The organism is Labilithrix sp. (assembly GCA_019637155.1).
Classification (GTDB): Bacteria; Myxococcota_A; Polyangia; order Polyangiales; family Polyangiaceae; genus Labilithrix.
The window spans coordinates 25789-51225 of record JAHBWE010000023.1 but is presented as its reverse complement, the minus strand read 5'-3'; the positions used below and the strand labels follow the sequence as shown (position 1 = coordinate 51225).

Genomic DNA, 25437 nt, shown 5'->3' with positions numbered 1-25437 from the left:
AGAGGGGAATGAGCCTCTACGAGCACACCGTCCCTCGCTTCACGAAGTCGCTCGAGGTCTGCGAGCGATGGATCGACAAAACGGTCGAATTCGCCAAGAGCAAGAACTTCGACGCCGACACGATGCTCACCGCGCGCCTCGCGCCCGACATGCTGCCGCTCGTCCGTCAGTTCCAGTCGATCTGCGATCAGACGAAGTTCATCTGCACGCGGCTGACGGGCAAAGAGGTCCCCTCCCACCCCGACACGGAGAAGACCTGGGAAGAGGTCCGCGCCCGCCTCCGCTCCGCGCGCGAGATCCAGTCCGGCTTCACGCGCGAGGACTTCGAGGGCGCCGAGGCGCGCAAGGTCATCTTGCCGTGGATGCCGGGCAAGTACCTCCTCGGCGAGGAGTACGTCTACGACTTCGGGATCCCGAACCTCCACTTCCACCTCACGATCGCGTACGCGATCCTCCGGCACAACGGCGTCCCGCTCGGGAAGGCCGACTTCATCGGCGGCCTCCCGTTCAAAGACGCGTGATGCCGGCCGCGTCCGCGTCCGCCGCGTCCGCCGTCGAGCTCGTCCAGCTCTTCGATCGCCTCGCGTCGCTCCCGCGCACGGGCTGGCTCCTCCGCGGCGTCGTCGATCCCGAGAGCATCGCCGAGCACTCGTTCGGCGTCGCCGTCGTCGCGTCGCTCATCGTCGACGACCTCCGCGCGAACGGGACCGCGGTCGACGGCGAGCGCGTCCTCCGGATGGCGCTCGTCCACGACGTCGCGGAGGCCTTCACCGGCGACGTCCCGATGCCGGCGAAGAGCGAGGCGCTGCGGAGCGCGCTCGCCGCCGCGGAGGAGGCCACTCTCGCGCCGGTGCTGACGCCCGCGCAGCTCGCGCTCTGGAGAGAGGCGGAAGAGGCGACGACGCTCGAGGCGCGCGTCGTGAAGGCGGCCGACAAGCTGCAGATGCTCGTGAAGGCCCTCACCTACGAGCAGCAGCGGCGCGGCCACCTCGACGAGTTCTTCGTCGGCGACAAGAACCGCCGCCACATGGACCTCGACTTCGCCCGCACCCTCCTCGCAGAAATCGACCGCCTCCGCGACATGACCGCGCGAGACGGCGCATGACCGCGCGAGGCGGTGGCGCGTGCGAGCGCATCCATGGGCATCGGGCGGCGCTCGCGGTGCTGGAGCGGCGGCCGGACGACGTGATCCGGGTCGCGTGCACGCGCGAGCACCTCGCCGCGGTGGAGCACGCGCTCGGGAAGCGCAAGACGCACGTCGGCCTGTTGCGGGAGCACGAGATCGAGAAGCTCGCGGGCACGAAGCAGCACGAAGGGATCTGCCTCGAGGCGAGCGAGCGCGCGTGGCTGTCGCCGCTCGAGCTCGCCGATCGCCTCACCGCGCGTCGCGGCGTGGCGCTCGCGCTCGACCGCGTGCGGAACTCGTACAACATCGGCGCGATCCTCCGGAGCGCAGCGTTCTTCGGCGTCGACGCGGTCATCCTCGGCGCGCCGGCCCCGCATCCGGGGCTCGACCCGAACGCGATCCGCGTCGCGGAGGGCGGATGCGAGCACCTCGACCTCGCGCGCACGACCGACCTCGCCGACACGATCGGCCGCCTCCGCCGCCGCGGCGTCACCGTCCTCGGGACCGACGGACACGCCGACGCCGACGCGCTGACCTACGATTTCCCGCGCCCCTCCGTGCTCGTCCTCGGCAACGAGCGCGAAGGACTCTCCGGCCGCGTCCGCGCGCAGTGCGACGTGCTCCTCGCGATCAAGGGCACCGGCGCCGTCGAATCGCTCAACGTCGGCGTCGCCGCGGGCGTCGCGATCGCGCGGCTCACCGCACCTCCTCGGACGTGAGTCGCGGCTCCCCGGGCGGGAGTTGAGTGCTACGCTGCCCGGCGATGGATGCCAAGGTCGCCAAGTGCCTGCTCGTGTCGAAGGTCCTCGTCGCCGACGGCATCATGACCGAGAACGAGCGCGCGTTCCTCGACCGCCTGATGAAGCGCCTCGAGCTCGACGAGGCGATGCGGAAGAAGGTGATCGACCTCGACGGCCTCGACCAGGCAGAGTCGATCGTCGCCAAGCTCTCGCTCGAGGAGAAGCAGGAGATGGTCACCGTCCTCGTCGACGCCGCGTCCGCCGACGGCCGCCTCTCCCCCCTCGAGCTCAAGGTCGTGCGCGACCTCACGTACGTGCTCGGCCTCGGCGACTCCGCGCCGTAGACGAGCGGCGGGCGAGCGCACGAGGCGATCAGCGGAACGCGCCGCTCGGCTTCACCTCGATGTCGGGGCGGCCGGGGAGCTTCACGCTCACGCCGGCTTCGCGCGCCGTCAGCACCGCGCGCGCGCCCTTCGGCGCCTCGCCGAGGTCGAGCGCTTGCTTCCAGATCGGGCTGCCTTCCTTGTCGTAGCGCCACGCGAGCGCGTGGAACGGCGAGCCCGGCGTCGCGGTGGGCTGCGCGACCTGGACGAGGACGAAGCTCTCGTCGGTGTCGGCGGCGACGCTCGGGATCGCGATCGCGTCCGCCGGCGAGCGCGCGCCGACGTCGATCGCGTCGCTCCACGCCGGCGTGCCGGTGTCCTTCACGAGGCGGGCGCGCGTCGCGCCGGGGCGGGCGGCGACGATGAGCCAGCCTTGCTTCGGCCAGTAGAGGAGCGCGAGCGCGTCGCAGGACTCCATCGCCATCGCCTGGAAGTCCGCGAACGGCGAGCCGTCGTCGTCCCACAGCCGCAGCGCGACCGTCGTCGTCGGGGGATCGCACGCCGCGAACGCGACGCGGCCCTTCGGCGCCGCCGCGATCGCGAGCGGACCGACCGGCGGCATGATGCCGGCGACCGGCCCGTCCTTCGACCAGAGCACGTCGCCGCGTTCGTCGTGGACGATCACGATCGGGAGCGCGTCCGACGTCGGCTTCCCCGTCAACGAGACGAGCGACGCGATGCGCCCGCGCGCGGTGAGCGGCGCCTGCTGGACGTCCACGCCCGCCGGCATGACCGTGTACTGCTTCTTCATCGTCGCCATCGCCGCGCCGGTGAGCGGCACCTCCGCGAGCCGCCTCGCGTGCACGCGCGCAGCCTCGTTCGGCTCCACCCGCGCAGGCACGATCGCCGCGTCCGGCACGCTCGCGACGACGGGCACCGGCACCACGGAGACCGAAGGCGAAGGTGCAGGCGCGACCGACGACGACGGCGCAACCGACGGCGCCGGCTCCTCCTTGCGCGAGCACGCAGCAACGAGCAGCGCCGCCAGCGCGATCCGAACGACCCGCGCGAGCGCGAGCCTAGCGGGGGTCGCGTTCTTCGCGGTCGTCGGGGTCGGGATCATGTTCGTCGGGTCCGCCGCCGCGGCGGCGGCCGTGGTCGAACGTGCCGGTGCTCTGCCGCTCGAGGCGCTGCACGAGCTTGTCCTTCTGCTCCGGCTTCAGGATCGGGATGAGCTGGTTGAAGAACTTCACCTGCTCGTCGTAGGGGCGGCGGATGCGGCTGCCGTCCGGCGGCGGCGGCGCGTTCGCGTCGAAGGTCTCCTTCTCGAACGCCGCGATCGTCGCGTCGGAGCGCTTCTTCCCGTCCTCGCGCTGCTCGAGCTGCGCCTTCGGATCGTCCTTCGGGATGAACGCCTCGAGCTTCTTCTTTTGCTCGTCGTCGAGCGAGAGCTCGCGGACCCAGCTCTCGTAGCGACGGCGCGTCGCGGTCATGCCGCCGTCGGCCACGCGCGCGGCGAGCGCGGTCTCCTGCGCCTTCATGCGCCCGGCGCGGTCGTCCTCGCTCTTCTTCACCGTCGCCGCGACCGACGTGCGCTGCGCGGGCTCGAGCACCGCGTGGAGCTTGCCGAGCGCGTCGACGTCGCGCGCGTGCCGCTCCTTCGCCTCCTTCTCGAGGACGGAGAAGTGCGGCTCGAGCTTCGCGGCGTCGACCTTCCCCGCCTTCGCCCCGGCGACCATCTCGTCGTGGATCGCGCGGAGCTCCTTGCGCACGCCGCCGGCGTCGCCCTCGCCCCCGGCCCGATCGGCCTCGCGCAGGTCGGTCGCGATCTTCTCGATCCGCGTCCTCTGCTCCTCCTTGAGATCAAGCTGGCTCGCGGCGCGGAACAGCGAGCCGACCGCGCCGCCCGCGCGCACCATCATCCGATGACGCCCGGTGCTGCTCGCCGTCGACGAGACCGGCGCCGGCGCCGACGCCGTCAGCGCCGCCGAGCCCGCGCCGGCCTCGGTCGCCGCGCTGCCACCACCGCCACAACCGCCGTCCGAGCACGCCAGCGGCAAACACGCGACGGCGGTCAGCACCATGAGATGGATCCTCATGGCGCGCCATCGTACGCGATCTCAGCGCTTCGTCGCGGTCACGATCACGAAGCGGTCGTGCTCCGCAGCGCGCACCGAAAAGCCGTTCCGCTCGAGCTTCGCGCGGACCTCCGGCCAGAGGAACGTGAGGTAGTACATGATGAACGGCGGCCGCCGGAGCGCGTTCCGCACCCGCATCACGGCGTTGAAGCCGTGCGCCATCCAGAACCACCCGTCGGTCATGCGCGGCGCGCGGGTCGTCGGGAAGACGAAGCGGCCGCCCGGCTTCAGCGTGCGCGCGATGCCGGCGATGAAGCGGTCTTCGTCCTCCACCAGCACGTGGCCGAACGCGCCCGCGCTCGTGACGACGTCCATCTCCTCGAGGAACGGGAGCTCCAGCGCGTCGCCGCGCACGAGCTCGATCCGCGCCTCGCCCGGCGCGCCCTCGAGCCGCCGCCGCGCCTCGTCGAGCATCCCCTGACTGAAGTCGACGCCGACGACGCGCTCGCTGCACACCGCGCGGAGCTGTTGCATCACCGCGCCGGTCCCGCAGCACACGTCGAGCGCGGCGCCGGCCTCGCCGATGGCCGCGATCATCTCCGTGATGACCGCGTCCGGCGTGCGGAACGGCGTCCGATCGAACTTCGGCGCGAGGAGATCGTAGCCGCGCTCGGTCGAGGCGAGCGCCTGGCGCATCAGCTCCGCGAACGTGGGGCCTTCGGGGTGGAACAGGCGCTCACTCCTCGCCGGCGTCGAGCGACGCGTAGACCTCGGCGGTGAGCTCGCCGACCTTCGCGTCGTCGAAGCCGAACGCCTCGGCGAGGATCGACTGGAGCTCGCTCTCGTCCTCGCTCGCGTCGAGGTCGGCGACGCCGAGCGCGACCGCGAGCTTGAACGCGACCGGCTTGAGCTCGGCCGGCACCGACTTCGCGAGCGTCTGCACGCGCTCGCCGATGTCGCGCGCGTTGGCCTGCTTCGAGAAGCGGTTCAGCATCACGTCGAACTCCGCGTCGCTCGGCTCCTTGCCGCGGAGGCGCGTCGCGATCTCCAGGAACGCGCGCAGCTCGTCGTCGTGGAGGCGCCCGTCGGCGGCGGTGGTGAGGAACGCGAGCTCCAGCAACACGTCTTGCTGCTCCGTGCTCGGGTTGACGCCGGCGGGGACGAGGTCTGCGAGGGACATGGCGCGCCAGCGTACTACAAGGCCTGCGCTTCGTAGAGCGACCGATAGCGCCCGCCCGCAAGGACGAGCGACGCGTGCGTGCCGCGCTCGACGACGCGGCCGCGCTCGAGGACCAGGATCTGATCGGCCGCGCGCACGGTCGAGAGCCGGTGCGCGATCACGAGCACGGTGCGTCCGCGGAGGAGCGTCGCCATCGCCTCGCGGACCGCGCCTTCGCTCTCGCCGTCGAGGCTCGAGGTCGCCTCGTCGAAGAGGAGCACCGGCGCGTCCTTGAGCAGCGCGCGCGCGATCGACACCCGCTGCCGCTGCCCGCCGGAGAGGCGCAGGCCGCGCTCGCCGATCGCGGCGTCGAGGGCGGCGAAGTCGCAGCGCGCGGCCGTCGCCGCCGCTTCGATCTCCTCGCGCGTCGCGCCGGGCCGCCCGAGCGCGATGTTCTCCGCGAGGGTGCCGTCGAAGAGGAAGTCGTCCTGGAGGACGACCGCGAGCTTGCTCCGCCAGTCTCGGAGCGGCACGGTGGCGAGGTCGCGATCGTCGACCCGGATCGCTCCCGCGTCCGGGCGCCGGAACGCGAGGGCGAGCGAGAAGAGCGTGCTCTTCCCCGCCCCGCTCGGTCCGACGATCGCCGTCGTCGTCCCCGCCTCCGCGCGGAACGACACGCCGTGGAGCACCGGCGCGTCCGGATCGTAGCCGAACGTGACGTCGTCGAACGCGATCGTCCCCGCGAACCCGGAGAGCGGCGCGCGCTCGTCGTCGCCTTCGTCCTCGGGCGCGACCGCGTCCACCGCGCGCACGCGATCGAGGTCGGCGAGCGTCTCCGAGAGGCGCGTCGCAATCTCGGGGAGGTCCACGAGCGGCGCCGCGAACATGAGCGCGAAGGCGACGTAGCTCGCGAAGTCGCCGAGCGTCATGTGCCCGTCGAGGATCGCGCGCGCGCCGAGCACGAGCACGATCGCGACGACGCCCGCGTACGTCACGGTCGCGACCGCGCCCATCGATCCGCGGCGGTTCGTCGTCCGCGCCATCACGCGGAAGAGGCGGTGGAGGCCGCGCGCGAAGACGAGGCGCTCGCGGCGCTCCGCGGCGAATGCCTTCACGACGCGCATGCCGGAGAGCGTCTGCGCGAGCCGCCCCGTCAGCGCCGCGCGCAGCTCGCCGCGCTCGCGGAAGAGCGGGCGCATCGTACGGTACGAGAGGTGGAGCCCGAGGCCGGGCAGCGCCGCGAAGCCGAGCGCGAGGAGCGTCATCGCCCAGTCGATCCACAAGAGCGCGCCGAACGCGAAGACGGCGGTGACGACGTTGCTCGCCCAGCGCGCGAGCTGCGCGCCGACGAGGTTCTGCATCGTCGACGCGTCGTCCATCACGCGGGCGAGGAGCGCGCCGGTCTGCTGCGCGTCGAGCCAGGACGCAGGGGCGCGCGTGACGCGGGCCATGATGCGGCGCCGCCACCCGAGGACGACGAGCTCGGCCGAGAGCCCGAGCACGCGCTGGAGCGCGAACCCCGCCGCCGCCTGCACGATCGCGGCGCCCACCACCGCCGCGGCGAGCCACAGCAGGAGCTCCGTCCGCCGCCGGCCGACCACGTCGTCGAGCAGCACCTTCGGCGCGAGCGGCAGCACGAGGCCGGCCGCGCGATCGAGGAAGAGGAGCGCGAGGCCGAGGCCGAGCTTGCCGCGCTGGCCCCAGACGATCGCGCGCGCGAGCTGCCACGCCGACGCGGGAGTCTCACGCTTCACGCATCACCGCCAAGGAGCGTAACCTGACCGTCCCGATGAGCGACGCGCTCTCTCTCACGCCGCAGCAGATCGCGGCCCTCCGTTCCCGTCAGATCGCCTTCCTCACCGAGCGCCTCACCGACGAGCGCGCGCGGGGCGACTGGAGGCGCTCGTTCGAAGCGGGCTACGACCACCTCCTCACGCTCCCGCTCGAGGCGGTCCTCGATCCGAAGGCCCTCGTCGCGGCGCTCGAGGAGGTGCTGACCCAGGCCGCCGTACGCGGGCACCTCGCGCCGATCGTGCGCGAGGTCCACCGGCGCACGCTCGCGAACCTCCGCACCGACGACGCGAAGCTCGGCGACTACGTCCCGGAGGCGGCGCGAGAATCGATCGACGAGCTCGTCGCGCGCCCCGACCTCGTGCCGGAGGAGGTCATCCGCCGCGTCTTCGACGACGAGGTCGTCGAGGTGATCATGCGCGACGTCATCTACGACTCGCTCGTGGAGTTCAACGAGTCGGTCAACCCGTTCTTCGCGGAGTGGGGCCTCCCCGCGCTGATCAAGAAGGTCATGCCGATCGGCTCCGGCGCGGTCCTCAAGTCAATGAGCGCGGTGCGCGGCGAGTTCGACAAGCGGCTCGAGCCCGAGATGCGGAAGTACCTCCTCGTCGCGGCGCGCAAGTCGAAGGGCAAGATCGCCGACTTCGTCGTCGGCAAGAGCGGCGATCCGAAGATGGTCGCGCTGCGCCGCAACGTCGCGCGCTTCCTCTACGACGAGACCGTCGCCGCGCTCACGAAGAACGTCGACGACGACGCGCGGATGGAGCTGGACGCCGCGATCGAGGCGATCGTGGAGGGCGCCCTCCAGAACGAGCGGGTGAAGGAGCGTCTCCTCGCCGAGCTCGAGGCGCTCGTCGCCGAGCACGGCGAGACGACGATCGGCGCGTTCCTCGAGCGGATCGGCGTCGTCGAGCGCCCCGCCCTCGACGCGCTCGCCGACCTCACCTGGCCGTTCGTGAAGCTCGCGCTCGAGAGCCCGCCCGCGCGCGCATTCTGGGAGCGCGTGACGTGGGACTTCTATGCGACACTGACGCCCGAGGCCAAACCGTGAAGCTCCTCCTCGCCGCCCCGCTCTTGCTCCTCACCGTCGCCGCGTGCTCCGACGTCAAGAAGTACACGACGACGATGGAGGTCGAGACGATCGAGCCGCTGACCGACGAGAAGGGCGTGAAGACGTGGGCGCTCGAGCTCAAGTACGACGAGTGCCCCGGCGACGCGCGCCGCGTCGTCCGCGCGGACAAGGGCTTCGCCCAGTGCGCCGCGGTGAAGCCGGGCGACAAGCTCAAGGCCGACATCACCGCGACGTGGGACCGCGAGCGCGGCTCCTACCGCACCGAGCTCACGAAGCTCGGGGAGTGCGCGCTGAAGACGGACCGCAAGGACGAGACGAACTTCGAGATGGTCCAGCTCTGCACCGACATCGTCACGACGGGCTCCGTCGTCGGCGTGCACTGCGACCGCACCCGCCCGAAGGAGATGGTCGACAAATGCCCGTGGCTGAAGCGCCGCTGAGCCGCTGATCAGGCGAAGCAGCCCAGCGCCATCGTGATGACGCTGAGGACCGGGACCGCGATGCGCGCGACGCGGAAGACGACAGGGATGTTGTGCTCCTTCACGAGGAACATCCACCACGTCGAGATCATGCCGAGGAGGAGCGAGATGTACACCGCGAGCATCAGCTTGTCGGCGCGCGTCAGGTACATCGTCGACGGCAGCTCCTGCATCAGCGAGAAGTGGAAGAGCACCGCGCCGGCGAGCATCGGCGCGCCGGAGTTCGAGCGGACCTCCATCTCGTCGGCGGGGACCCACATCCCGAGGAGGGAGATGAGGACGATGACGAAGGCGGGGACGAAGACCTTGAACGCCGCGCTCGTCGCGTAGCGCTCCACCCCGAGCGCGAACGTGTAGCGGCTATAGAGGAGGTCGTCGTTCTCGAAGCGATCCGGATACGCCGTCGTCGTCGTCTTCGCGTCGATGTAGGAGACCTGCCAGCCGAGGGCGCGGAAGCCGCGCGCGAGCTGCGTGCGCTCGCTGTCGGCGACGAACTCGACCTGATCGATGCCGGCGGAGTCGTCCTCCATGATGATCTTCAGGTCCTGGTTGTCGAACGGGTACTTCCGGAGGTCCGGAGGCGACTTGAACGAGCCGCCCATGCGAAAGAGCTTGAACGTCGGCCGGTCGGCGATGACCTCCTTCTTGTCGATGGTGCCGTTCGGGAACTGGAGCTCCGTCGGCGGCATCGGCGCCGGGCTCGTGAGGCTGAGGAAGAAGTCGGCGGTGAAGGTGCCGGTCTTCACGTCGTAGTTGTCGACGGTGTTGAGGAGGAAGCCGACCTTCACCTTGAGCGCCGGCTCGTTGCCCGGCTTCGCGAAGGGCGACCTGTAGCGGCCCGCGTTCGGGTGGAACGGGACGCCGCCGTCGGGCGCGATCGCGAGGTCGATCGGCTCAGGATCCTTCTTTTCGTCTTTTCCGTCGTCTTCCTTCTTTTCCTTGACGTGGTCGGCGGCGGGAGCGGGGGCGGCCGCGGCGGCCTCGGCGCCCGCGTCGGCCGGCGCGGCGCCGGCGGGCTTCTTCGGAGGCGCCGCCTCGGCCTCGGGCTCGGCGTTCTTCGTGCCGAGGATCCAGAGGATGCCGGCGAGCCCGGCGAGGAACGCGAGGGCGTTGAGCACGAGACGGAACTTGGAACGCGGGCGGCGCTTCATCGACTCCTCGTGAAGTAGTCCGCGAGGACGCGGGTATGGAGCGGAAAGCAGAGCTCGAGCGGCTCGTTCACGATCACGCGCTCCGACGTCTCGTTCGTCGCGACGAACGGCGGGAGGTCGGCCGCGCGCATCTTCGGCGCGGCCCCGAACACGAGCAGCGTGCCGTCGGGCGCGCTGTGGACGTCGAAGAGCGTCACCGCGTCCGCGTCGACGCGGATGCCGGTCTCCTCGAAGACCTCGCGCGCGCACGCGGCGCGCCAGGCCTCGCCGAGATCGATGAAGCCTCCCGGCAGCGCGAGCTGTCCCTTGCGCGGCTCGATCCCGCGGCGGATGGTGAGCACGCCCTCGTCGACCGGCAGCACGAGGACCGCGACCGGGATCGGGTTGACGTACGTGACCTTGGCGCACGCCCCGCATGTTCGGGGAAACGGAACCCCTTCCGTGAAGGCGGCGCCGCAGTAGGAGCAGTGCGCGTTGCGCTGGCCGGACATCGAGGCGGCGGAGACTACTCCGCTTCTTCGGCGGAAGGATCACGGATCCGACGAGAAACCGAGCCGACGGCGACGAGGAGCGCGACCGCGCCGGCGGGGACGAGGACGACGCCGAGCCCGGGATCGCCGCGCGACGCCCCGAGCGCGCCGAGGAAGAAGCCGCCGGGGAGGAGCACGTACGCGGCCAGGAACGCGACCGACGCGAGCCTCGTCGCCGTCGCCGGCCACGCCCGCGCGGTGAGCGCGAACGCGATCTGCAGGAGCGAGAGCCCGGTCCCGTGCGCGTGCGCGAGCCGGAGGAGGAGCCGCGTCGTCTCCTGCCCCGCGTCGAGATAGAACGGCGCCTTCACCGCATGCAGCACCTCCAGCCCGAGCCCGCCGACTACGAAGAGCGCGAGCCCCCACCAGCCCGCACGGAGGTGCCGCACCTCGATCCGCGCCGCCTCCGCTTCCCGATGCTGCGGCGCGCGAGGCGCCGCGGGCCCACCGCTCACGTGCCCGCCTCCCCTTCCCAAGGCTGCAGCGCGCGAGACGCAACGCGCCCACCCTCCGCTTCCCGATGCTGCGGCGCGCTCATTCCGCGATCGTTATCGCGCGATCGTCGCGGGCGGCAAGGAGCGAGCGCACGAGGGCGGGGTCGAGCGGGGGCGTGGCGATGTCGCCGAAGCGTCTTCGTGAGCGCGCGGCGATGAAGCGGACCGCGGCGTACGGGTCCTCCTTCATCGCGTCGAGGAGCGGGACCGCGAAGCGGGGAGCGGGGAAGCGGGCGAGCGCGTCGGCGACGAGCGCGCGGACGCCGGCGTCGCCGGCGATGCCCGCGCGGACGCCGTAGGCGTCGTTCCTGTCGAGGTGACAGAGGTCGCACGCGCTCGGCTTCAGGTCGTCGTGCTCCGCGCGCGGGATCGCGATGCGATGGGACCGCACGCCCTCGAGCAGCGCGTAGCTCGTCTTCGGCATGTGGCAATCGACGCAGAGAACCTCCGGCCCGTGGCGCGAGTGCGTGCGCGCGCGCTCGGTGTCGTGGCAGCCGAGGCAGGTGAAGCCCGGCGCGAGCTGCCCCGCCGGATCGCCCGCGTGCATCGCGTGGCAGTCGAGGCAGCCCGCCTTGCACCGCGATCCGACGAGTCCGTTGAGCTCGCGACCTCCGACGCGGACGTCGCCGTCCGGCCAGAAGATCGCGGAGGCCGGCGCGTCGATGACCGGCGCCCCCTCTTCGCCGTTCATCGCGTCGGGGCGGAGCAGCGCGCGGGACGCCGCGAGCGTGTCGCCGGGGCGGAACGTGCGCGCGTAGCCGTCTTGCCACCACGCCGCTTCGTCGCGCGGGAACGCGTAGGCGTGGCACTGCCCGCACACCGCGTTCGCGCGCTCCGGCGCGAGCTTCTTCGGCTGGACGATCTTCGGATCGCGCCCGCGCGCGTACCTCGCGACCGGATCGCGATAGAGCGACGCGTGCTCCGCGCCGGGCCCGTGGCAGGCCTCGCACGCGACGCCGAGCTCCGCCGCGCGCGTGTCCCACGTGTCCTTCGCCGCGTCGCGACGAGGCTCGCCCGCCACCGCGTGGCACGCGATGCAGCTCCCGCCCCAGCGCACGTCGGGCAGCGGCTCGTTCGGCGGGAACAGGAACGCGTCGTGGCGCGGGACGAGCGCGCGCTCGCGCGGGAGCCACACCCACGGGACGATGCGGAGCTCGCCCGGACGATCGCCCGCCGTCCAGTACGCCTGCTCGCGATGCGCGCCGGTCGTGAGCACGATCCGCGCGCCGTCGGGCGCGAGCACCGCGCCCTCGCGGCGCTCGAACGGCGCGAGCACCGTGTCCGGCGTCGCGACCTGGGTCATCGTGCGGTGCCACGTGCGGCGGAAGCTCGCGTGCTCGGACGGATGGCACGCGACGCACGCCGCCGACGTCACGTAGCCGAACGTGCGCGCCGGACCCGGGACGCCCGCGGGCGGAGGCGGCGCCGCCCTTCGCAGCTTCGCCGCCGCGGACGCCGTCGCGACGAGCACGACCGCGAGCGCGACGAGCTCTCTGCGCGGGCTCACCGCAGCTCGATCTCGTACGCGCGGAGCTCGTCCTCCTCCGCGAGCGGGACGAGGAGGCGCCGGCGCGTGCGGTCGTAGCCGAGATCGGCGGGCGACCTCACGTCCTCGATCATGACGACGAAGGGCTGGTTGGGCCGCGTTCGATAGACCGCCTTCCCCGCCCAGCTCGTGACCCAGTAGTCGTTGTTCACGAGGACGAGGCCGTCGAGCATTCCGGCCGGCGCGCTCTGCGGTCCGCTCTTCGTCCCGTTCTCCACCGCGTACAGCTCGCCCTTGCCGAAGCTGACGGCGTACGGCTGCACGCCGCTCCACACGAGCCCGTTCGGGTGATCGAGCTCCGGCGACTTCGCCCACACGTCGACCTTGCGATCCTTTCCGATCACGTAGACCGCGTCGGTGCCCGCCGCGACGACGCCGCCATTGCCGTCGTCCTTCATTCCGGTGTCGGAGACGAAGACACGCCCGTCGGGGGCGGCCGCGACGTCGTCGAGGGACGTGGCGCCCGGCACCTTCACCTCCCCCGCCGGCGCGCCCGTCCGCCGATCGAAGAGGCGAACGGTGTCGATGTCGGCGACGAACAGCGTCTCGCCGGAGAGCGCCATGCCCTTCGGCGCGTGGAGCGTCACTCCCTTCTTCCCTGCCTCGATCCACTTCAGCTCCACGCCGTCGGCCTCGGGCGCCACCTTCGAGACGAACGCCTTGTTGTCACGCTCGAGCGGCTTCCCCTCGACGTTCGTGACGAAATAGAGATCGCTCGAGACGTCGTGGAGGACCGACTCCGGCGCCTTGAAGCCGACCTTCTTCTCCCACGTCTTCACGAGCTTCGGCTTCGGCGGCGGCGGGGGAACGGACGTGGGCTCGGAGAGCGCCGACTCGCTCGCGTCGAAGACGGGCTCCGAGCTCTCCCCACACCGGCAGGCGGTCGCCGAGAGCGCGATCGCCACGCAGGAAACCGAACGCACACGCAGCATCGAGACGTCGTATCGCAGCCGACTTCCCACGGCGAGGGCGTCGTGTACCTTGCGGTCCATGAAGATCTCCGCGTTCGCCTTGGTCCTCGGCCTCGTCGCCCTCCTCGCCGCTTGCGACAAAGATCCTCCGCAGCCCGCCGCGCCCGCTCCGTCGGGGAGCGCCGCGACGCCGACGACGACCGCGCCCGCCGCGTCGGGCGATCAGGCCGGCGGCTGGTGAAACCGAGAGGCGCGCTCGCGATCGCGGCGCTCCTCTCCTGCTCTCGATCGACCAACCCTCCGGCGCCGACCGCGGTGCCGGTCGATCCGCTCGCGCCGCTCCGCACCTTCGAGGAGGAGCAGCGCAAGGCCACGTCGTTCCTCGAGCAGCCGGCGCAGGACCGAGCGTTCGGGGCGGATCCGTACGCCGTCGTCGCGCTCGGCGACGGCAAGAGCGCCGGCGTCCTGCGCGGCCGCGACGCGCTCGTCCTCCTCGACGCGTCGCTCGCCGAGATCGCGCGCGCCCCGACCCCGCGCGCGCCGTCCGCCCTCGCGGTGCAAGGGGACACCGTCCTCGTCGCGAGCGAGCTCGAGCCGCGGCTGGCGCGCTATCGCGTGCACACTACATCTTTCGAGCCGCTCCCCGATCTCCCGCTCCCGAGCGCCTTCGTCCGCGACGTCGCGACCGCGGAGAGCACCGTCTTCGTCGTGGAGGAGCGCGACGATCGGCTCGTCGAGATCGCCGGGGCGCGGGTGCGGACCTTCCCCGTGCCGCGCGGCCCCGCGCGCCTCGCGCGATCGAAGGACGCCCTCTTCGTCGCGTCGGTGCTCGGGCACGCCGTCACGAGGTTCCCGCTCGATCGCGACGGCCGCGTCGCCGGCGCGCCGGTCACGGCGACGATCGACGGCCCGATCTGGGGCCTCGCCGCGCACGGCGACGTCGTCGTCGCGGGCGGCGCGGAGGACCATCCGCTCGATCGACGCGGGGGCTTCTTCGGCTGGATCGACTCGTTCGTGTACGGCTGGCGCTACGAGGACGGCGCGCTGAAGAAGCTCTACGCGGTGAACGTCTCGGAGCACGGGCTCATCGTGCCGAAGGCGATCGCGCTCTCGCTCGACGGCGCGACCGCGCTCGTGACGAGCTACGGCGGCGACCGCGCGCTCCGCCTCGGCGCGAAGGACGGCGCGGTGCTGGAGTCGTTCGCGTTCCCGCCGGGCGCGAGCGCCGTCGCGGCGAACGGCGTCGCCGCGAACCCGCTCCTCGACGCGTGGGTGACGAAGGACCGCGTCGTGCACGTCGAGCCGAAGGCCGCGCGGACGGAGCGCGAGCGGCTCGGCGAGGCGCTCTTCTTCACCGGGCTGATGGCGCCCGCGAGCAGCAGCGACGGCGCGAAGAGCCGCTTCTCGTGCGAGACGTGCCACTTCGAGGGCTACGTCGACGGCCGCGTGCACCACACCGGCCGCGGCGACGTGCGCGCGACGACGAAGCCGCTCGTCGGCCTCTTCAACAACCGCCCCCACTTCTCGCGCGCGCTCGATCCCGATCTCTCCGCCGTCGCCGAGAACGAGTTCCGCGTCGCCGGCGCGCCGTCGAAGACCGACCCGCACTGGGACCTCGACGTCGAGGAGGTGCCGTGGCTCGCGGGTCTGCGCCTCGAGAAGAAGCGCTGGGACCAGGCCGAGCTCCGCGTCGCGCTGATGTCGTTCTTGATGGCGTTCTCGCACCGCACGAACCCGAACGCCGCCGCCCGCGCCGCGTTCACGGCGGAGGAGCGGCGCGGCGCGGAGCTGTTCCGCGATCGCTGCGAGCGATGCCACGCCGCGCGCGCGTCGGCCGACGATCCGGCGTCGCGCGTCGCGTTCGAGCGCTGGGAGCGCCTCGTCCTCGAGGGCGGCGCGCTCGTGTGGGGCTCGGAGGCGTACGAGAAGACCGGCGTCGTGCCGTACGTCCACGATCGCGGCGCGCGGGTGCCTTCGCTGCGCCGCCTCTACAAGAAGCGCCCCTACTTCACGAACGGCAGCGCGCCCACGATCCCGGCCGCGCTCGAGCTCGTGCGGCTCGCGCCCTTCTCGCACGCCGGCGGCGACGGCTCGTCGTTGACGGCGGACGAGTCACGAGCGCTCGCCGCGTTCCTGGACCTCCTTTGAGAGCGAGCGCGCGAAGAACTGCGCGAACGCGGGCGTGCGCGCGAACGCGGCGTCGAGCGCGCCCTCGGCGTCGGCCGGGACGCCCCGCCGCTCGTTCCACGCGTCTTCGAAGAGGAGCTCCGTCGCGCCGAACGAGAGCGAGGGGAACGCGCCGTCGGGGACCTCGCCGGTGCCGACGATCAGGAGGCGTGTCCAGAGCGCCTTCATCGCGTGGGTGAACATCGCCTCGTTCGCCTTGCCGCGGAGGTCGACGCCGGCGCGGACCTCCTTCGTCGAGAGCGGCGATCGCTCGCGGAGGAGCTCGAGGATCTCGACCGCGGCGGCGGGGAGGCCGCGCTGGACGTCGCCGAGCCGCCGCGTGATGCGCCCGAGCAGCGCGGTGAAGACCGGCAGCGAGAAGAACGTCGCGCGCTGGCGGAACCACTTCGCGTACGCGACGTCGTGCGTGCGCTGGAGCCGCTCGCGGAGGTGCCAGACCTCGGCGACGCGCGGATCGGCGTCCTCGTCCCACGACCATTCCATCTTCACGCGGGGGTAGAGCGCGCTCCAGAGCGACGGGACGTCGGGGCGTCCGTCGATCGGGTAGACGACGAGGATCCCGCTCCGTTCGACGAGCGCGCGCGCCCGCTCCACCGCTTTGACCGTCGGCATGCTCCGCCCCAGTGTAACGTCGTGCGCGATGAAGCTGTCGACCCCGCTGAGCAAGAAGCTCGGCCTCAAGTACCCGTTCGTCGCTGCGCCCATGTTCATCATCTCGAACAAGGAGATGATCGTGGCGGCCGCAGAGGCCGGGATCCTCGGCTGCATGCCGTCGCTCAACGCGCGCACGCCGGAGAAGCTCCGCGAGGACCTCGCGTGGATCCGGCAGAAGACCGATCGCGCCTTCGGCATCAACATCACGATCGGCCTCACCGCGCCCGAGCGCGTCGCGGCGGACATGGCGCTCTGCATCGAGTTCGAGGTCCCGGTCCTGCTCACCAGCTACGGCAACCCGACCGCGCTCACGAAGGAGGCGCACGCGCACGCGATGCACGTGTTCCACGACGTCATCTCGCTCGCGCACGGCAAGAAGGCCGTCGCGGCGGGCGTCGACGGCATCATCGCGGTCTCCGCCGGCGCGGGCGGACACGCGGGCCGCATCTCGCCGTACGTCCTCATCCCGTGGCTGAAGGAGGAGCTGAAGGTCCCGATCCTCGCCGCGGGCTGCATCAGCGACGGCCGTCAGGTCGTGGCGAGCCTGAGCCTCGGCGCGGAGCTCTGCTACATCGGCACGCGCTTCATCGCGTCGACGGAGTGCGGCGCGGCCGACGCGTACAAGCAAGCCGTCGTCACGTCGGGCCCGGAGGACATCGTGTACACGGACGCGGTCTCGGGCATCCACGCGAGCTTCATCAAGAGCACCGTGCCCGACGGCTTCACCCCGGACCGCACCCCCGAAGGCGCGAAGCGCTGGAAGGACATCTGGAGCGCCGGCCAAGGCGTAGGCCTCATCCACGAGGTAAAGCCGATGGGCGCCATCGTCGAAGACCTCGCCCGCGAAGCCCACGACACGCTCGCCGCGTTCGGCTGAATTTCCGACCAGCGCGCGCCGTATCGTGTTACGGCCGCCGCATGGAGAGGAAGCTCGGGCTCCTTGTGTGCGCGGTCGCGCTCACGGTTTGTGGCGTCGCGGGCGCGGCGCCGAAGGTGAAGGCGGCGGCGAAGAAGCCGTCGGGGCCCGTCGCGTGGTGCGGCGAAGGGACGACGACGTTGCCGAACGGGCTCTGTCACATCGACGGCGGGCAGCCGGCCGACGGGCGGCGGACGCTGGTCGTGTTCCTCCACGGCGCGATCGCGAAGGACGTCGACTGGCAGTGGCTCCAGGAGCGCGCGCTCACGCGGCAGGCGAAGGCGAGCAAGTTCGAGGCGGTCTTCGCGCGCGCGCCGCTCATGCCCGGCGGCTACCTCTGGCCCGGCAGCAAAGAGGCGCAGGAGCAGCACGAGCAGGCGCTCATCGACGGCTGGAACGAGGCGCGCGCGTACCTCGAGAAGAAGAACGGCAAGTACGACGAAGTCTTCTTGATGGGCTTCTCGAGCGGCGCGTACTTCACGAGCTCGCTCGTCCTCCGCGGCCGCGCGCGCTTCGACGGCTACGCGGTCTTCGCCGGCGGCGCGGGCGTCGCGTACGCGGCGGCGGAGGAGCCCGCCCCGAAGGCCCCCGTCTACGTCGGCGTCTGCACCGAGGACAAGCAGACCGCGAATCACTCGCGCGCCTTCGGCGGCGCCCTCGCGGCGCGCGGCTTCGTCCACCGCGTCGACGAGCAGAAGGTCGGCCACATGTTCTCCGACATCCACATGCTGCACGCCCTCTCGTGGCTGCGCGCCCAGCAACCGAAGAAGTCGCCCGACCCGACGTGAGCTAGCGCGTCGCGACGAGCTCGACGACGGCGCGGTCGACGGAGTGGGAGGTCGGGACGCGGAGCTTCGTCGTGCCGACCTTGACGCGCGTCGCGGGGGTCTCGGCGAGGAGGCGGTTCACGAGCTTCGCCGCGTACGTCTCGAGGAGGTGGTACTCCTCCGCGAGGCCCTCCTCCACGACGAGGTCGGCGATGACGCCGTAGTCCACCGCGTCGCGGCGGAGATCGCGCTTCGGCAGCGCGCTCGTCGGCAGCGTGAGCTCGACGTCGACGACGATCTCCTGCGGGATCTCCCGCTCGGAGCGCGACGCGCCCATGTTGGTCCGGAAGCGAATCGAATGGAGGCGAAGCGTGTACTCGGTGACCAAGGTGCCTCGGAGGCTCGGGGTCAGCGTCGCGGCGGGCCGCCGTACTTCGCGACCGGCGCGACGACGCGATCGTTGTCGGGGTTCGGCGTGTCGCTCAGGCGCGGCGAGCTCGCCGTCGTCGACGGCGTCGCGGTGGGCGCCGCCGGCGGCTCGGCGGTCGCGGTCGGCTCGACCACCGCCGCGGCCGCGTCCACGTCGGCGCGCGGAGGGTCGTAGCCCGGCGGCGGACCGCCGTACTTGCTGGCGGGGCTGAACGTCTCGCAGCCCGCGATGAGGAGGGCGGAGCCCGCGATCGCGGCGACGATCGCCGTCGCGCGCGTCGTCTTGCAGAACGGACACGACGCCTCGGCGGCGCGGACGTGGCGGCGGCACGACTCACACGGGACGAGCGGCATGCGGCGATCCTCTCACGAAACGGACCACGGCTCGCGAACGATTTCGAAGCGGCCATGATCGAACGGCGTCCCGGGTGCGGGGGCGACGCGGACGACACGCTCGCGGAGCCCCTCCTCTTTGAGCATCAGCGCGCGGTGATGGCAAAACGGGTTGTCGCCGATCTTCCCGAGCAGGACGTGGGCCGTGAAGTTGCAGCCCGCCCGGCACTCGTTCGCGTAGTAGCAGGTCGCGCAGAAGCCGGAGAGATCGGCCACCGTCTGATCGCGCGTGAAGCGCAGGCGATGCGAACGTCGCCAGATGTCGCGGAGCGACGCGTCGCGGACGTTCGCGCCGACGTAGGCCTCCGTCGGCAGCGACGGACAGCCCTTGACGTCGCCGTTGGCCTCGATCCCCATCGTCTTGATGCCGGCGCCGCACGCGCCGCGGTGACCGGCCGGGAACGCGGCGCGGAGCTGCTCTTCGTAGGGCCCGTAGTAGCCGAGGCTGTTGCCGGGCCAGAAGAGGACGTCGGCCTCGTCGCAGCGCGCCTTGAGCCGCGCGAGCTCGGGGAACAGATCGACGAGGTGCCACGGCTCGAGGAGGAGCGCGTCCTCGTCCGCGGCGCGGCCCATCGCGGCGGTGAGCTGCGGCTGCCAGCCGGTGATGCCCTGCGCGAGGAGGAGCTCGAGGAGGTCGCCGAGCTCGTGCCGGTTCCACTGGTTGATCTGCGTGTTCGCGGAGAGGCGGAGCCCCACCGCGCGCCCGTGCGCGAGCGCGCTCATCGCGCCGTCGAAGCTGCCGCTCACCGCGCGGAGCCGATCGTGCGTCGCGCGGAGCCCGTCGACGGAGACGCTGATCCCTTCGACGCCCGCGTCGCGAGCCGCGCGGGCGCGCTCGAGCGTGAAGCCGCGCCCGCCGGTCGTGACGTTCACGAGGACGCCGCGAGCGGCGAAGGCGCGCACGATGTCGAGCCAGTCGGCGCGCAGGTACGCCTCGCCGCCGATGAGCGTCACCTCCTTCACGCCGAGGTCCGTCATCTGCGCGACGAGGTCGAGCGCCTCCGCGGTGGTGAGCTCGTCGGGCCGCGGCTTGCCCGCGCGCGAGCCGCAGTGACGGCACGCGAGGTCGCACGCGAGCGTGATCTCCCAGACCGCGTACAGCGGGGTGCACGCCTCGTCGACGGGGCGCGCCGCGTCCGCGAGCGGCAGCCGCCGCCGCTTCGCGGGCTCGGCGACGGGGGCGATCGGCAGGCGACGTCCGCTCATTGCGCCGTAGACTAGCGCGATGACGAACCTCCCGGACGACGACGACGAGCCGAAGAAGACGTCGAAGGCGACGATCATCCGCCGCGTCCTCGTCTTCGCCCTCGCGCTCGCGTGCGCCGGCGGCTGGATCTACACGCGTTACCTCGTCAAGAAGGAGCCGCTCGGCGGCGTCTGCACCTACGACATGCACTGCCAGAAGGAGGCGCCGCGTTGCATGAAGCAGGACGTCGAGGGCGACGGGGTGTGCACCCGCCCTTGCGACGACGACAGCGAGTGCGCGGCCGACATCAAGTGCATCAAGGTCCAGCTCGACGACTACGACGAGCGCGGCCGCCCGCTCGAAGGCGGCTATTGCTTCCCGCAGGCGCTCCTCGACGCGCGGAAGGCGAAGAAGCGCGGCGACGCGGGCGCGGCGGCCGCGAAGTCCGACTCGTGGCTCGACGTCCCCGCCAATCCCGATCAGCTCGAGGGCGAGATCACGGTCGAGCGCGGTAGCACGAAGACGACGGTCGAGGTGAAGGGCACCTTGCTCCGGGTGGTGGGGGCGAAGCACGGGCGCACGATCGTCGACACGTCCACGCTCCGCGTCTATCAGGTCGACGACGACAAGAAGACGTTCGCCGCGAGCCAGCTCGGCGGCGGCGGCGACGCGAAGGTCACGAAGACGGACAAGAAGGACAAAGTCGCCGATCGCGAGTGCGATATTTGGCAAATCGAAGAAGGCAAGACGATGCGCGAGGCGTGCGTCGTCAAGGGCGGCTCTTTCGTCGATCCCTCCGGCCGCGCGGTCGCGGCGTGGGAGAAGGAGCTCACCGTCCGCGCGGTATTCCCACTACGAATTACCGAAAACGACAAAACGAAGTTGCAAGTCACGAAGCTCGACGCGCACCCCGTCGACGCGGCGGGCTTCACGATCCCGAAGAGCTACAAGAACCTCGCGCAGCACTGATCCGATCAGAGCGTGCTGACCGACTGCCAGAGGCCCTCGAAGCCCTCGGTCATCTTCGTGAACCTGTCCTGACTGCACCCCGCGAACGGCGAGTAAAGCCGAGTCTCGCCCGAGCGCGTCGTGACCTCGAGGGTGTCGATCGGGCCGTCGAAGCCGTTGAACCCCTCCGGCGAGAGGCGGACCTCGCCGAGCGCCTCGTAGACGCCCTTCAGCTGCACGTCCGCGATCGGCTTCGTCGTCTCCGCGTTCGTCGTCTTGCCGCCGAACGGCCCCGCGTCGGGCGTCGCGATTTCGACGCACGTGGTGTGCGTGACGGTTCCCTTGTCGAAGTCGACGGTGAAGGACTGCGCATCCAAACACGTGCCCGGCGGCTTCCCGCAGACGTCCTTGCCGACCGTGATCGTCCGAACGGATCCGAGGTCGAGCCGGTCGACGAACGCCGGCCCGCCGTCGATGGCCCCCGACGACGACGACCAACCGCCGCTGGTGCCGGGATGCCCGGGATATCCGGGCGAGACGCCGGAGCTGCCGCTCCACCAGCCGCCCGTGCCGCTCGTGCCGCTCGAGCTGCTGCGACGTCCGCCGGAGCTCGACGTGCCCGTCTCGAGGTCCGTCGACAGGTCGGAGCCGGAGCACGCGGCGACGAGCAACGTGGCGACGGCGAGGGACGCGCTCGCGCCCGCGCGGAGGAAGGACGACGTCATACGCGCGCGAGTAGCACGCCGCGTTCCGCGCCGTAACTCCGCGGGATCGCGCGGGAGCAGCTCACGGAGCAGGACACCGCCGTCGCGGTGGCATCCCCTGGCACAACCCTACTGCACGACCTCCGAGACCGTCGTCCAGAGGCCGTCGAAGCCCTCGGTGAGGACCTGGTAACGGACGTCGCCGCAGTTGGCGGGCGCCGAGAAGGCGAAGGTGTTCCCGTCGATCGAGACCTCGAGCGTGTCGATCTCTCCGTCGAAGCCGGGATGGGGCCCTTCCGCGACCCGCACCGCCGCGAGCGCCTCCCGGATCCTCTCGAGATCGACCACGGTGAGCGGCCCGCGCGTGGTGGCGTCCTGCGTCCCGCCGGAGAGGCCGGCGTCGGGACCGGCGAGCTCGACGCAGGTCGTGTGCGTGTACGACGAGGCAGCAAAATCGATCGTGAAGGACTGCGCGTCGAGGCACGCGCCCTCCGGCTTCATGCACGTGTCCTTGCCGATCGTGAGCGTCTGCACGCGGGCGGGATCGACCCGACCGACGACGGCGGGATGAATCCCCGACGACGTCGTCGTTCCGGTCCCGGAGCTGCCTACCCCACCGCTCGTGCTCGTGCTCGTGCTCGTGCTCGTGGAGGACTCCGACGGGATCGAGGTGTCCGAGTCGCCGCATGCGATCGCGAGGCTCGAAGCGGCGACGAAGAGACAGGCGGCGACGCGGACGGCGTTCATGCCGCTCGCGCGTAGCACGGAGCGTGCGCGCGCCCAAGCCGGCTCAGGGCTTCGTCGCTTCGATCGCGGCGACGAGGTCCGACTCGGTCTTCTCGGGCCCGCCGACCCACGCGACGCTCCCCTTCCCGTCGAGCACGAAGGTGATCGGCAGGTCGGCGACGCGCCAGCGCGCCGCGAGCACCTGCTGCGCGTCGTGCACGACGGGGAACGTGAGGTGATACGTCGCGACGAGCTCGCGCGCCTCGCTCTCGTGCTCGTCCTCGGACACCGCGACGATCGCGATGTCGGGACGCTCGGCGTAGAGCTTCTGGATCGCAGGCAACGTCCGCGTGCACGGCTTGCAGTACTTCGCGACGAACTTCACGACCGAGACCTTGCCCGACGCCGCGCCGACCTCCACCTTCGTCCCATCGAGCGCCTCCCGCTTGAACGAGGGCGCGGCCTCCCCGAGCAACGAGCTCTTCGACGACGGCGGCGCCGCGGCGGGCGTGGAGCCGCCGCACGCGCCGAGCACGATCAGCGAGGCGAGCGCGCGGCGAGCGGTCATTCGTCCTGGCACTCCTTCTTGGCCGCACAATGCGTGTTGAAGCACTCGCCCAGCTTCTTCGCGCACGCCTGGTCCTCCGCGCCGTAGCGCGATCCGAGCGGCTTCCAGTCGCCCGCGTCCACCAACCCCGCGTCGCCGATCTCGCCGCACTTGCGCTTGTTGGCCTTCTCGTTCGTGTACGCGCACGCCGCGATGTAGTCGTCCATGATCGGGAGGTCGCAACACTCCACGAGCACGGCGTTGCAGTTCTCGGTGAAGCAGCTCCCGCACTTGTCGTCGCGCAGGCGTTGCCGCTCCGACGTCGTGCCCTTCGTCTTCGACACCTCGCAGAGCCGGCACTCCGGCTCCGCGCCCTGCAAGCAGTTGTCGTGGACGCAGTGCTCCGACGCACGCTGGCGCGCGTTGTCGCTCTGCTGATCGCCTTCGACGAGCGGCTCGACCTTCTCGTACCTGCCGCAGCCCCACGAGAAGCTCCCGCCGCTGTCCGGCTCGGGGTACCCGTCCCAGGGGTTCCGCGCGCAGTTCTTCAACGTCTGGAACCAGGGCTTCGCCTGGCCCTCCCGGTTGCATGCGAGCTCGACGTGGTCGTCGCAATACTCGTTGATGCAACGCGCGCAGCGGTTGTCCTTGTCGAGCGGACTGCCTTTGCGCACGAGGAGGAGCGAGCATTCGTTGTCCTCCTCCTCTCCCCCGCTGCTCGAGCTCGAGCCGCTCGAGCTGGTCGTGCTCGATGACGAGGCGCCGTCGCGTTCGGGCCAGTCGGACTTTTCGCCGATGCTGCCGACGACGATGGCGGTGCACGCGGCGCCCGTGAACGCGACCACGATCGCCGCCGCGGTGGAGGCGCGGCTCACTGGAACCTCCACGCCGCCGACGCGACCCCGCCGTTCGGCGTCGGCGCGACGCCGACCTTCACCGTCGCCGGCACGAGGAAGAAGCCGATCAGCGACGCGAGCGTGAGGCCCAGCGCGACGTCCGCGACGATCGCCGCCGTCATCGCCTGGCCCTGCTTGTCCTTGCCCTCCGCCGTGCACGTGCCGCCCTTGCAGCCGTCGTTCGCGGCGCCGAGCGAGCCGAGCGCGATGTACCCGGCGGTGCTGAACACGAGGCCGAAGCCGATCGCGCTGTAGCCGAAGAGCGTGCGGAGCGGGTTCGGCGCGCGCTGCTCGACCGGCGTCTGATCGTAGACCGTCGGCGTCGCCTTGGGCCTCGCCTCCTCTTCGGCGACCTGACGCTCGCCCGCGACGCACTCGTCGCCCTCGAGCCGCATGCCCGACGCGCACTCCTTCGGAGGAGGCGGCGGCGGAGGCGGGGCCGGCTCCGGCGGAAGGTCCTCGACGCAGCGCCCCTTCTCGAGGTGCTGCCCCGCGGCGCAGGTCGGGAGCGGCGCGATCGAGCCGATGCCGCCGCCGCCCACGCCGAGCCCGCCCGCGCCCGTGCCGGTGCCGATCGCGCCGATGATCACCGGCTTCGACTTCTTTCCGACCTTCACGCAGACGCCGTCCTCGACCTTCTCGCCCTTTTTGCATTTAGGCGGCTTTACCGGCTTTGACGGTGTCGTGTTCGACGCGACCGCCGGCGGCGTGGGCTCCACCGGCGGCGGGACGGGCGCGACGACCGGAGGCGGCGGCGGACGCGAGCCCTTCGTCAGGTTCACGACCTCGATCTGGAGGAGCGCGCCGCAGCCCTCGGGCGGTCCCTTGTCGTTGGCGCTCGCGCGCGCGCACGCGGCCTCGTCGCCGTCGCTCTGCAGCGTCTCGCGCTTCGCGGTGCTCTTGCCGCCCGCGCCGGCGGCCCCCACCGTGGCGCCGCCGCCCACCTCGGCGTCCGCGCCGGCGGTGAACGTGAAGGAGCCGACCGTCATCGCGGCGATGACGTGGGTGGCCTTGTCGCAGTCCGCGCCTTCGAGGTCGTTGCGGAAGACCGTGTGCGTCGGCGCTTCGTAGCGGCCGATGATCGTCATGTTGACGTCGAGCTGCCCCGCCGACTTGAGCTTGCCCTCGAGCTTCAGCGCGCCGACCGGCATGTTCGCGAAGAGCTCGTCGGAGTCCTTGATGACGACCTTGCTCTGCTTCCGCGTGATCGGCCAGTACGCGTACGCGCCCACCGACGACTTCACCGTGCACGAGGTGAGCTGCGTGAGCTCGCAGCCCTCGTACTTGATCGGGATGAGCCCGCGCCGCGTCGTCGACTCGAGTCGACCGCGCGCGCCGTTCGGCCACTCGACGATGAGCGGCTCCGACTGGCTCTTGCGGACGCGGCACTTCGCCTCCGCGTCGTCCGGGAGCTCCGGCGTCTTGAGGACCTGCGAGGCGGCGTTCTGTCCCGTCGTCCCACCACACGCGCCGAGGCCCAACGCGACAGGCGCGAAGGCGAGGAGCGTGAGCGCAGGAACGAGCCGCCGGAGGATCATCGGGCGCCCGTTCTATTACGCGATCATGCGGCAAAAGTCCCCTCCCCCGCGCCCCGGATCGTCGCGTGCACCTGAGCCGGTCGTGACCGGAAAAGAGCGCGGAAAGACGTGGCGAACGCGCGGAAAGAGAGTCGCCCGCGCCACAG

At 71.4% G+C, this 25437-nt stretch carries 30 protein-coding genes; 11 read left to right on the top strand and 19 right to left on the bottom strand.

Going from position 1 to position 25437, the window contains the following annotated elements; all coding sequences use genetic code 11:
• Positions 1–8: 8 nt before the first annotated feature.
• The 4 genes from KF837_37990 to KF837_37975 are packed head-to-tail and all read left to right on the top strand — an operon-like array spanning position 9 to position 2210.
• Positions 9–521 carry a DUF1993 domain-containing protein gene (locus tag KF837_37990; protein MBX3233177.1) on the top strand — a complete coding sequence of 171 codons (513 nt, stop codon included), beginning with the start codon at positions 9–11 and terminating at the stop codon, positions 519–521.
• Positions 521–1105: an HD family hydrolase gene (locus KF837_37985; GenBank protein MBX3233176.1), complete on the top strand. Its 585-nt coding sequence runs from the start codon at positions 521–523 to the stop codon at positions 1103–1105. Before KF837_37990 ends, KF837_37985 begins: the two co-directional genes overlap by 1 nt.
• Complete coding sequence (locus tag KF837_37980; protein ID MBX3233175.1) at positions 1102–1845, top strand: RNA methyltransferase; 744 nt, start codon at positions 1102–1104, stop codon at positions 1843–1845. Before KF837_37985 ends, KF837_37980 begins: the two co-directional genes overlap by 4 nt.
• Positions 1846–1889: 44 nt before the next feature.
• Positions 1890–2210, top strand: coding sequence for a TerB family tellurite resistance protein (locus tag KF837_37975; protein MBX3233174.1), 321 nt, complete (start codon positions 1890–1892; stop codon positions 2208–2210).
• A gap of 28 nt (positions 2211–2238) precedes the next feature.
• On the opposite strand, the gene KF837_37970 is transcribed toward KF837_37975, so the two are convergent.
• Genes KF837_37970 through KF837_37950 form a run of 5 tightly spaced genes read right to left on the bottom strand, consistent with a single transcriptional unit; the run spans position 2239 to position 7180 of the window.
• Positions 2239–3312 carry a hypothetical protein gene (locus KF837_37970; GenBank protein MBX3233173.1) on the bottom strand — a complete coding sequence of 358 codons (1074 nt, stop codon included), beginning with the start codon at positions 3310–3312 and terminating at the stop codon, positions 2239–2241.
• Positions 3269–4288, bottom strand: coding sequence for a Spy/CpxP family protein refolding chaperone (locus KF837_37965; protein ID MBX3233172.1), 1020 nt, complete (start codon positions 4286–4288; stop codon positions 3269–3271). The genes KF837_37970 and KF837_37965 overlap by 44 nt, the downstream gene beginning before the upstream one ends.
• 21 nt (positions 4289–4309) lie before the next feature.
• The gene (locus KF837_37960) at positions 4310–4999 is read right to left on the bottom strand and encodes a class I SAM-dependent methyltransferase (protein MBX3233171.1); all 690 of its coding nucleotides are present in this window, start codon (positions 4997–4999) and stop codon (positions 4310–4312) included.
• A 4-nt stretch (positions 5000–5003) separates the two neighbouring features.
• Complete coding sequence (locus KF837_37955) at positions 5004–5447, bottom strand: hypothetical protein (protein ID MBX3233170.1); 444 nt, start codon at positions 5445–5447, stop codon at positions 5004–5006.
• Positions 5448–5461: 14 nt separating this feature from the next.
• Positions 5462–7180 (bottom strand): ABC transporter ATP-binding protein, encoded by a 1719-nt coding sequence (locus tag KF837_37950; protein MBX3233169.1) that lies wholly within the window; start codon positions 7178–7180, stop codon positions 5462–5464.
• 35 nt (positions 7181–7215) lie between these two features.
• On the opposite strand from KF837_37950, the gene KF837_37945 reads away from it, so the two are divergent.
• Together KF837_37945 and KF837_37940 are read left to right on the top strand one after the other, a co-directional pair.
• Positions 7216–8268, top strand: coding sequence for a hypothetical protein (locus KF837_37945; GenBank protein MBX3233168.1), 1053 nt, complete (start codon positions 7216–7218; stop codon positions 8266–8268).
• The gene (locus KF837_37940) at positions 8265–8729 is read left to right on the top strand and encodes a hypothetical protein (GenBank protein ID MBX3233167.1); all 465 of its coding nucleotides are present in this window, start codon (positions 8265–8267) and stop codon (positions 8727–8729) included. Before KF837_37945 ends, KF837_37940 begins: the two co-directional genes overlap by 4 nt.
• Before the next feature lie 8 nt (positions 8730–8737).
• Here KF837_37940 and KF837_37935 read toward each other — a convergent pair whose 3' ends face one another.
• The 5 genes from KF837_37935 to KF837_37915 all read right to left on the bottom strand — a co-directional run bounded on the left by KF837_37935 (position 8738) and on the right by KF837_37915 (position 13394).
• Positions 8738–9919 carry a hypothetical protein gene (locus tag KF837_37935; GenBank protein MBX3233166.1) on the bottom strand — a complete coding sequence of 394 codons (1182 nt, stop codon included), beginning with the start codon at positions 9917–9919 and terminating at the stop codon, positions 8738–8740.
• Positions 9916–10410 carry an NUDIX domain-containing protein gene (locus tag KF837_37930; protein ID MBX3233165.1) on the bottom strand — a complete coding sequence of 165 codons (495 nt, stop codon included), beginning with the start codon at positions 10408–10410 and terminating at the stop codon, positions 9916–9918. The genes KF837_37935 and KF837_37930 overlap by 4 nt, the downstream gene beginning before the upstream one ends.
• Before the next feature lie 14 nt (positions 10411–10424).
• Positions 10425–10904: a hypothetical protein gene (locus KF837_37925; GenBank protein MBX3233164.1), complete on the bottom strand. Its 480-nt coding sequence runs from the start codon at positions 10902–10904 to the stop codon at positions 10425–10427.
• 79 nt (positions 10905–10983) lie between these two features.
• The gene (locus KF837_37920; protein ID MBX3233163.1) at positions 10984–12450 is read right to left on the bottom strand and encodes a hypothetical protein; all 1467 of its coding nucleotides are present in this window, start codon (positions 12448–12450) and stop codon (positions 10984–10986) included.
• Positions 12447–13394, bottom strand: coding sequence for a hypothetical protein (locus KF837_37915; protein MBX3233162.1), 948 nt, complete (start codon positions 13392–13394; stop codon positions 12447–12449). Before KF837_37915 ends, KF837_37920 begins: the two co-directional genes overlap by 4 nt.
• An 85-nt stretch (positions 13395–13479) precedes the next feature.
• Here KF837_37915 and KF837_37910 point away from each other — a divergent pair, with 85 nt between their 5' ends.
• Together KF837_37910 and KF837_37905 are read left to right on the top strand one after the other, a co-directional pair.
• Positions 13480–13641 carry a hypothetical protein gene (locus tag KF837_37910; protein ID MBX3233161.1) on the top strand — a complete coding sequence of 54 codons (162 nt, stop codon included), beginning with the start codon at positions 13480–13482 and terminating at the stop codon, positions 13639–13641.
• Positions 13638–15548 (top strand): hypothetical protein, encoded by a 1911-nt coding sequence (locus KF837_37905; GenBank protein ID MBX3233160.1) that lies wholly within the window; start codon positions 13638–13640, stop codon positions 15546–15548. Before KF837_37910 ends, KF837_37905 begins: the two co-directional genes overlap by 4 nt.
• On the opposite strand, the gene KF837_37900 is transcribed toward KF837_37905, so the two are convergent.
• Positions 15513–16199, bottom strand: coding sequence for a hypothetical protein (locus KF837_37900; protein ID MBX3233159.1), 687 nt, complete (start codon positions 16197–16199; stop codon positions 15513–15515). The two genes, KF837_37905 and KF837_37900, sit on opposite strands and share 36 nt — an antisense overlap.
• A 28-nt stretch (positions 16200–16227) precedes the next feature.
• On the opposite strand from KF837_37900, the gene KF837_37895 reads away from it, so the two are divergent.
• Positions 16228–17118 (top strand): nitronate monooxygenase, encoded by an 891-nt coding sequence (locus tag KF837_37895; GenBank protein MBX3233158.1) that lies wholly within the window; start codon positions 16228–16230, stop codon positions 17116–17118.
• 41 nt (positions 17119–17159) lie between these two features.
• A complete protein-coding gene (locus tag KF837_37890) occupies positions 17160–17945 on the top strand; it encodes a hypothetical protein (protein MBX3233157.1) in 786 nt (261 codons plus the stop codon).
• A 1-nt stretch (position 17946) separates the two neighbouring features.
• On the opposite strand, the gene KF837_37885 is transcribed toward KF837_37890, so the two are convergent.
• From KF837_37885 to KF837_37875, 3 genes are all read right to left on the bottom strand, one after another.
• Positions 17947–18261, bottom strand: a complete 315-nt coding sequence (locus KF837_37885; GenBank protein ID MBX3233156.1) for a dihydroneopterin aldolase — start codon at positions 18259–18261, stop codon at positions 17947–17949.
• A 71-nt stretch (positions 18262–18332) separates the two neighbouring features.
• Complete coding sequence (locus KF837_37880) at positions 18333–18707, bottom strand: hypothetical protein (protein ID MBX3233155.1); 375 nt, start codon at positions 18705–18707, stop codon at positions 18333–18335.
• 12 nt (positions 18708–18719) lie between these two features.
• On the bottom strand, positions 18720–19952 hold the full coding sequence (locus KF837_37875; GenBank protein ID MBX3233154.1) for a radical SAM protein: 1233 nt from the start codon (positions 19950–19952) through the stop codon (positions 18720–18722).
• A 19-nt stretch (positions 19953–19971) separates the two neighbouring features.
• On the opposite strand from KF837_37875, the gene KF837_37870 reads away from it, so the two are divergent.
• Positions 19972–20901: a hypothetical protein gene (locus KF837_37870; GenBank protein MBX3233153.1), complete on the top strand. Its 930-nt coding sequence runs from the start codon at positions 19972–19974 to the stop codon at positions 20899–20901.
• Between the two features lie 5 nt (positions 20902–20906).
• Here KF837_37870 and KF837_37865 read toward each other — a convergent pair whose 3' ends face one another.
• The 5 genes from KF837_37865 to KF837_37845 all read right to left on the bottom strand — a co-directional run bounded on the left by KF837_37865 (position 20907) and on the right by KF837_37845 (position 25291).
• Positions 20907–21605: a hypothetical protein gene (locus tag KF837_37865; protein MBX3233152.1), complete on the bottom strand. Its 699-nt coding sequence runs from the start codon at positions 21603–21605 to the stop codon at positions 20907–20909.
• A 108-nt stretch (positions 21606–21713) separates the two neighbouring features.
• The gene (locus KF837_37860; GenBank protein ID MBX3233151.1) at positions 21714–22331 is read right to left on the bottom strand and encodes a hypothetical protein; all 618 of its coding nucleotides are present in this window, start codon (positions 22329–22331) and stop codon (positions 21714–21716) included.
• Between the two features lie 43 nt (positions 22332–22374).
• Positions 22375–22878, bottom strand: a complete 504-nt coding sequence (locus KF837_37855) for a TlpA family protein disulfide reductase (GenBank protein MBX3233150.1) — start codon at positions 22876–22878, stop codon at positions 22375–22377.
• A complete protein-coding gene (locus KF837_37850; protein ID MBX3233149.1) occupies positions 22875–23732 on the bottom strand; it encodes a hypothetical protein in 858 nt (285 codons plus the stop codon). The genes KF837_37855 and KF837_37850 overlap by 4 nt, the downstream gene beginning before the upstream one ends.
• Positions 23729–25291 (bottom strand): hypothetical protein, encoded by a 1563-nt coding sequence (locus KF837_37845; GenBank protein ID MBX3233148.1) that lies wholly within the window; start codon positions 25289–25291, stop codon positions 23729–23731. Before KF837_37845 ends, KF837_37850 begins: the two co-directional genes overlap by 4 nt.
• Positions 25292–25437: the final 146 nt, after the last annotated feature.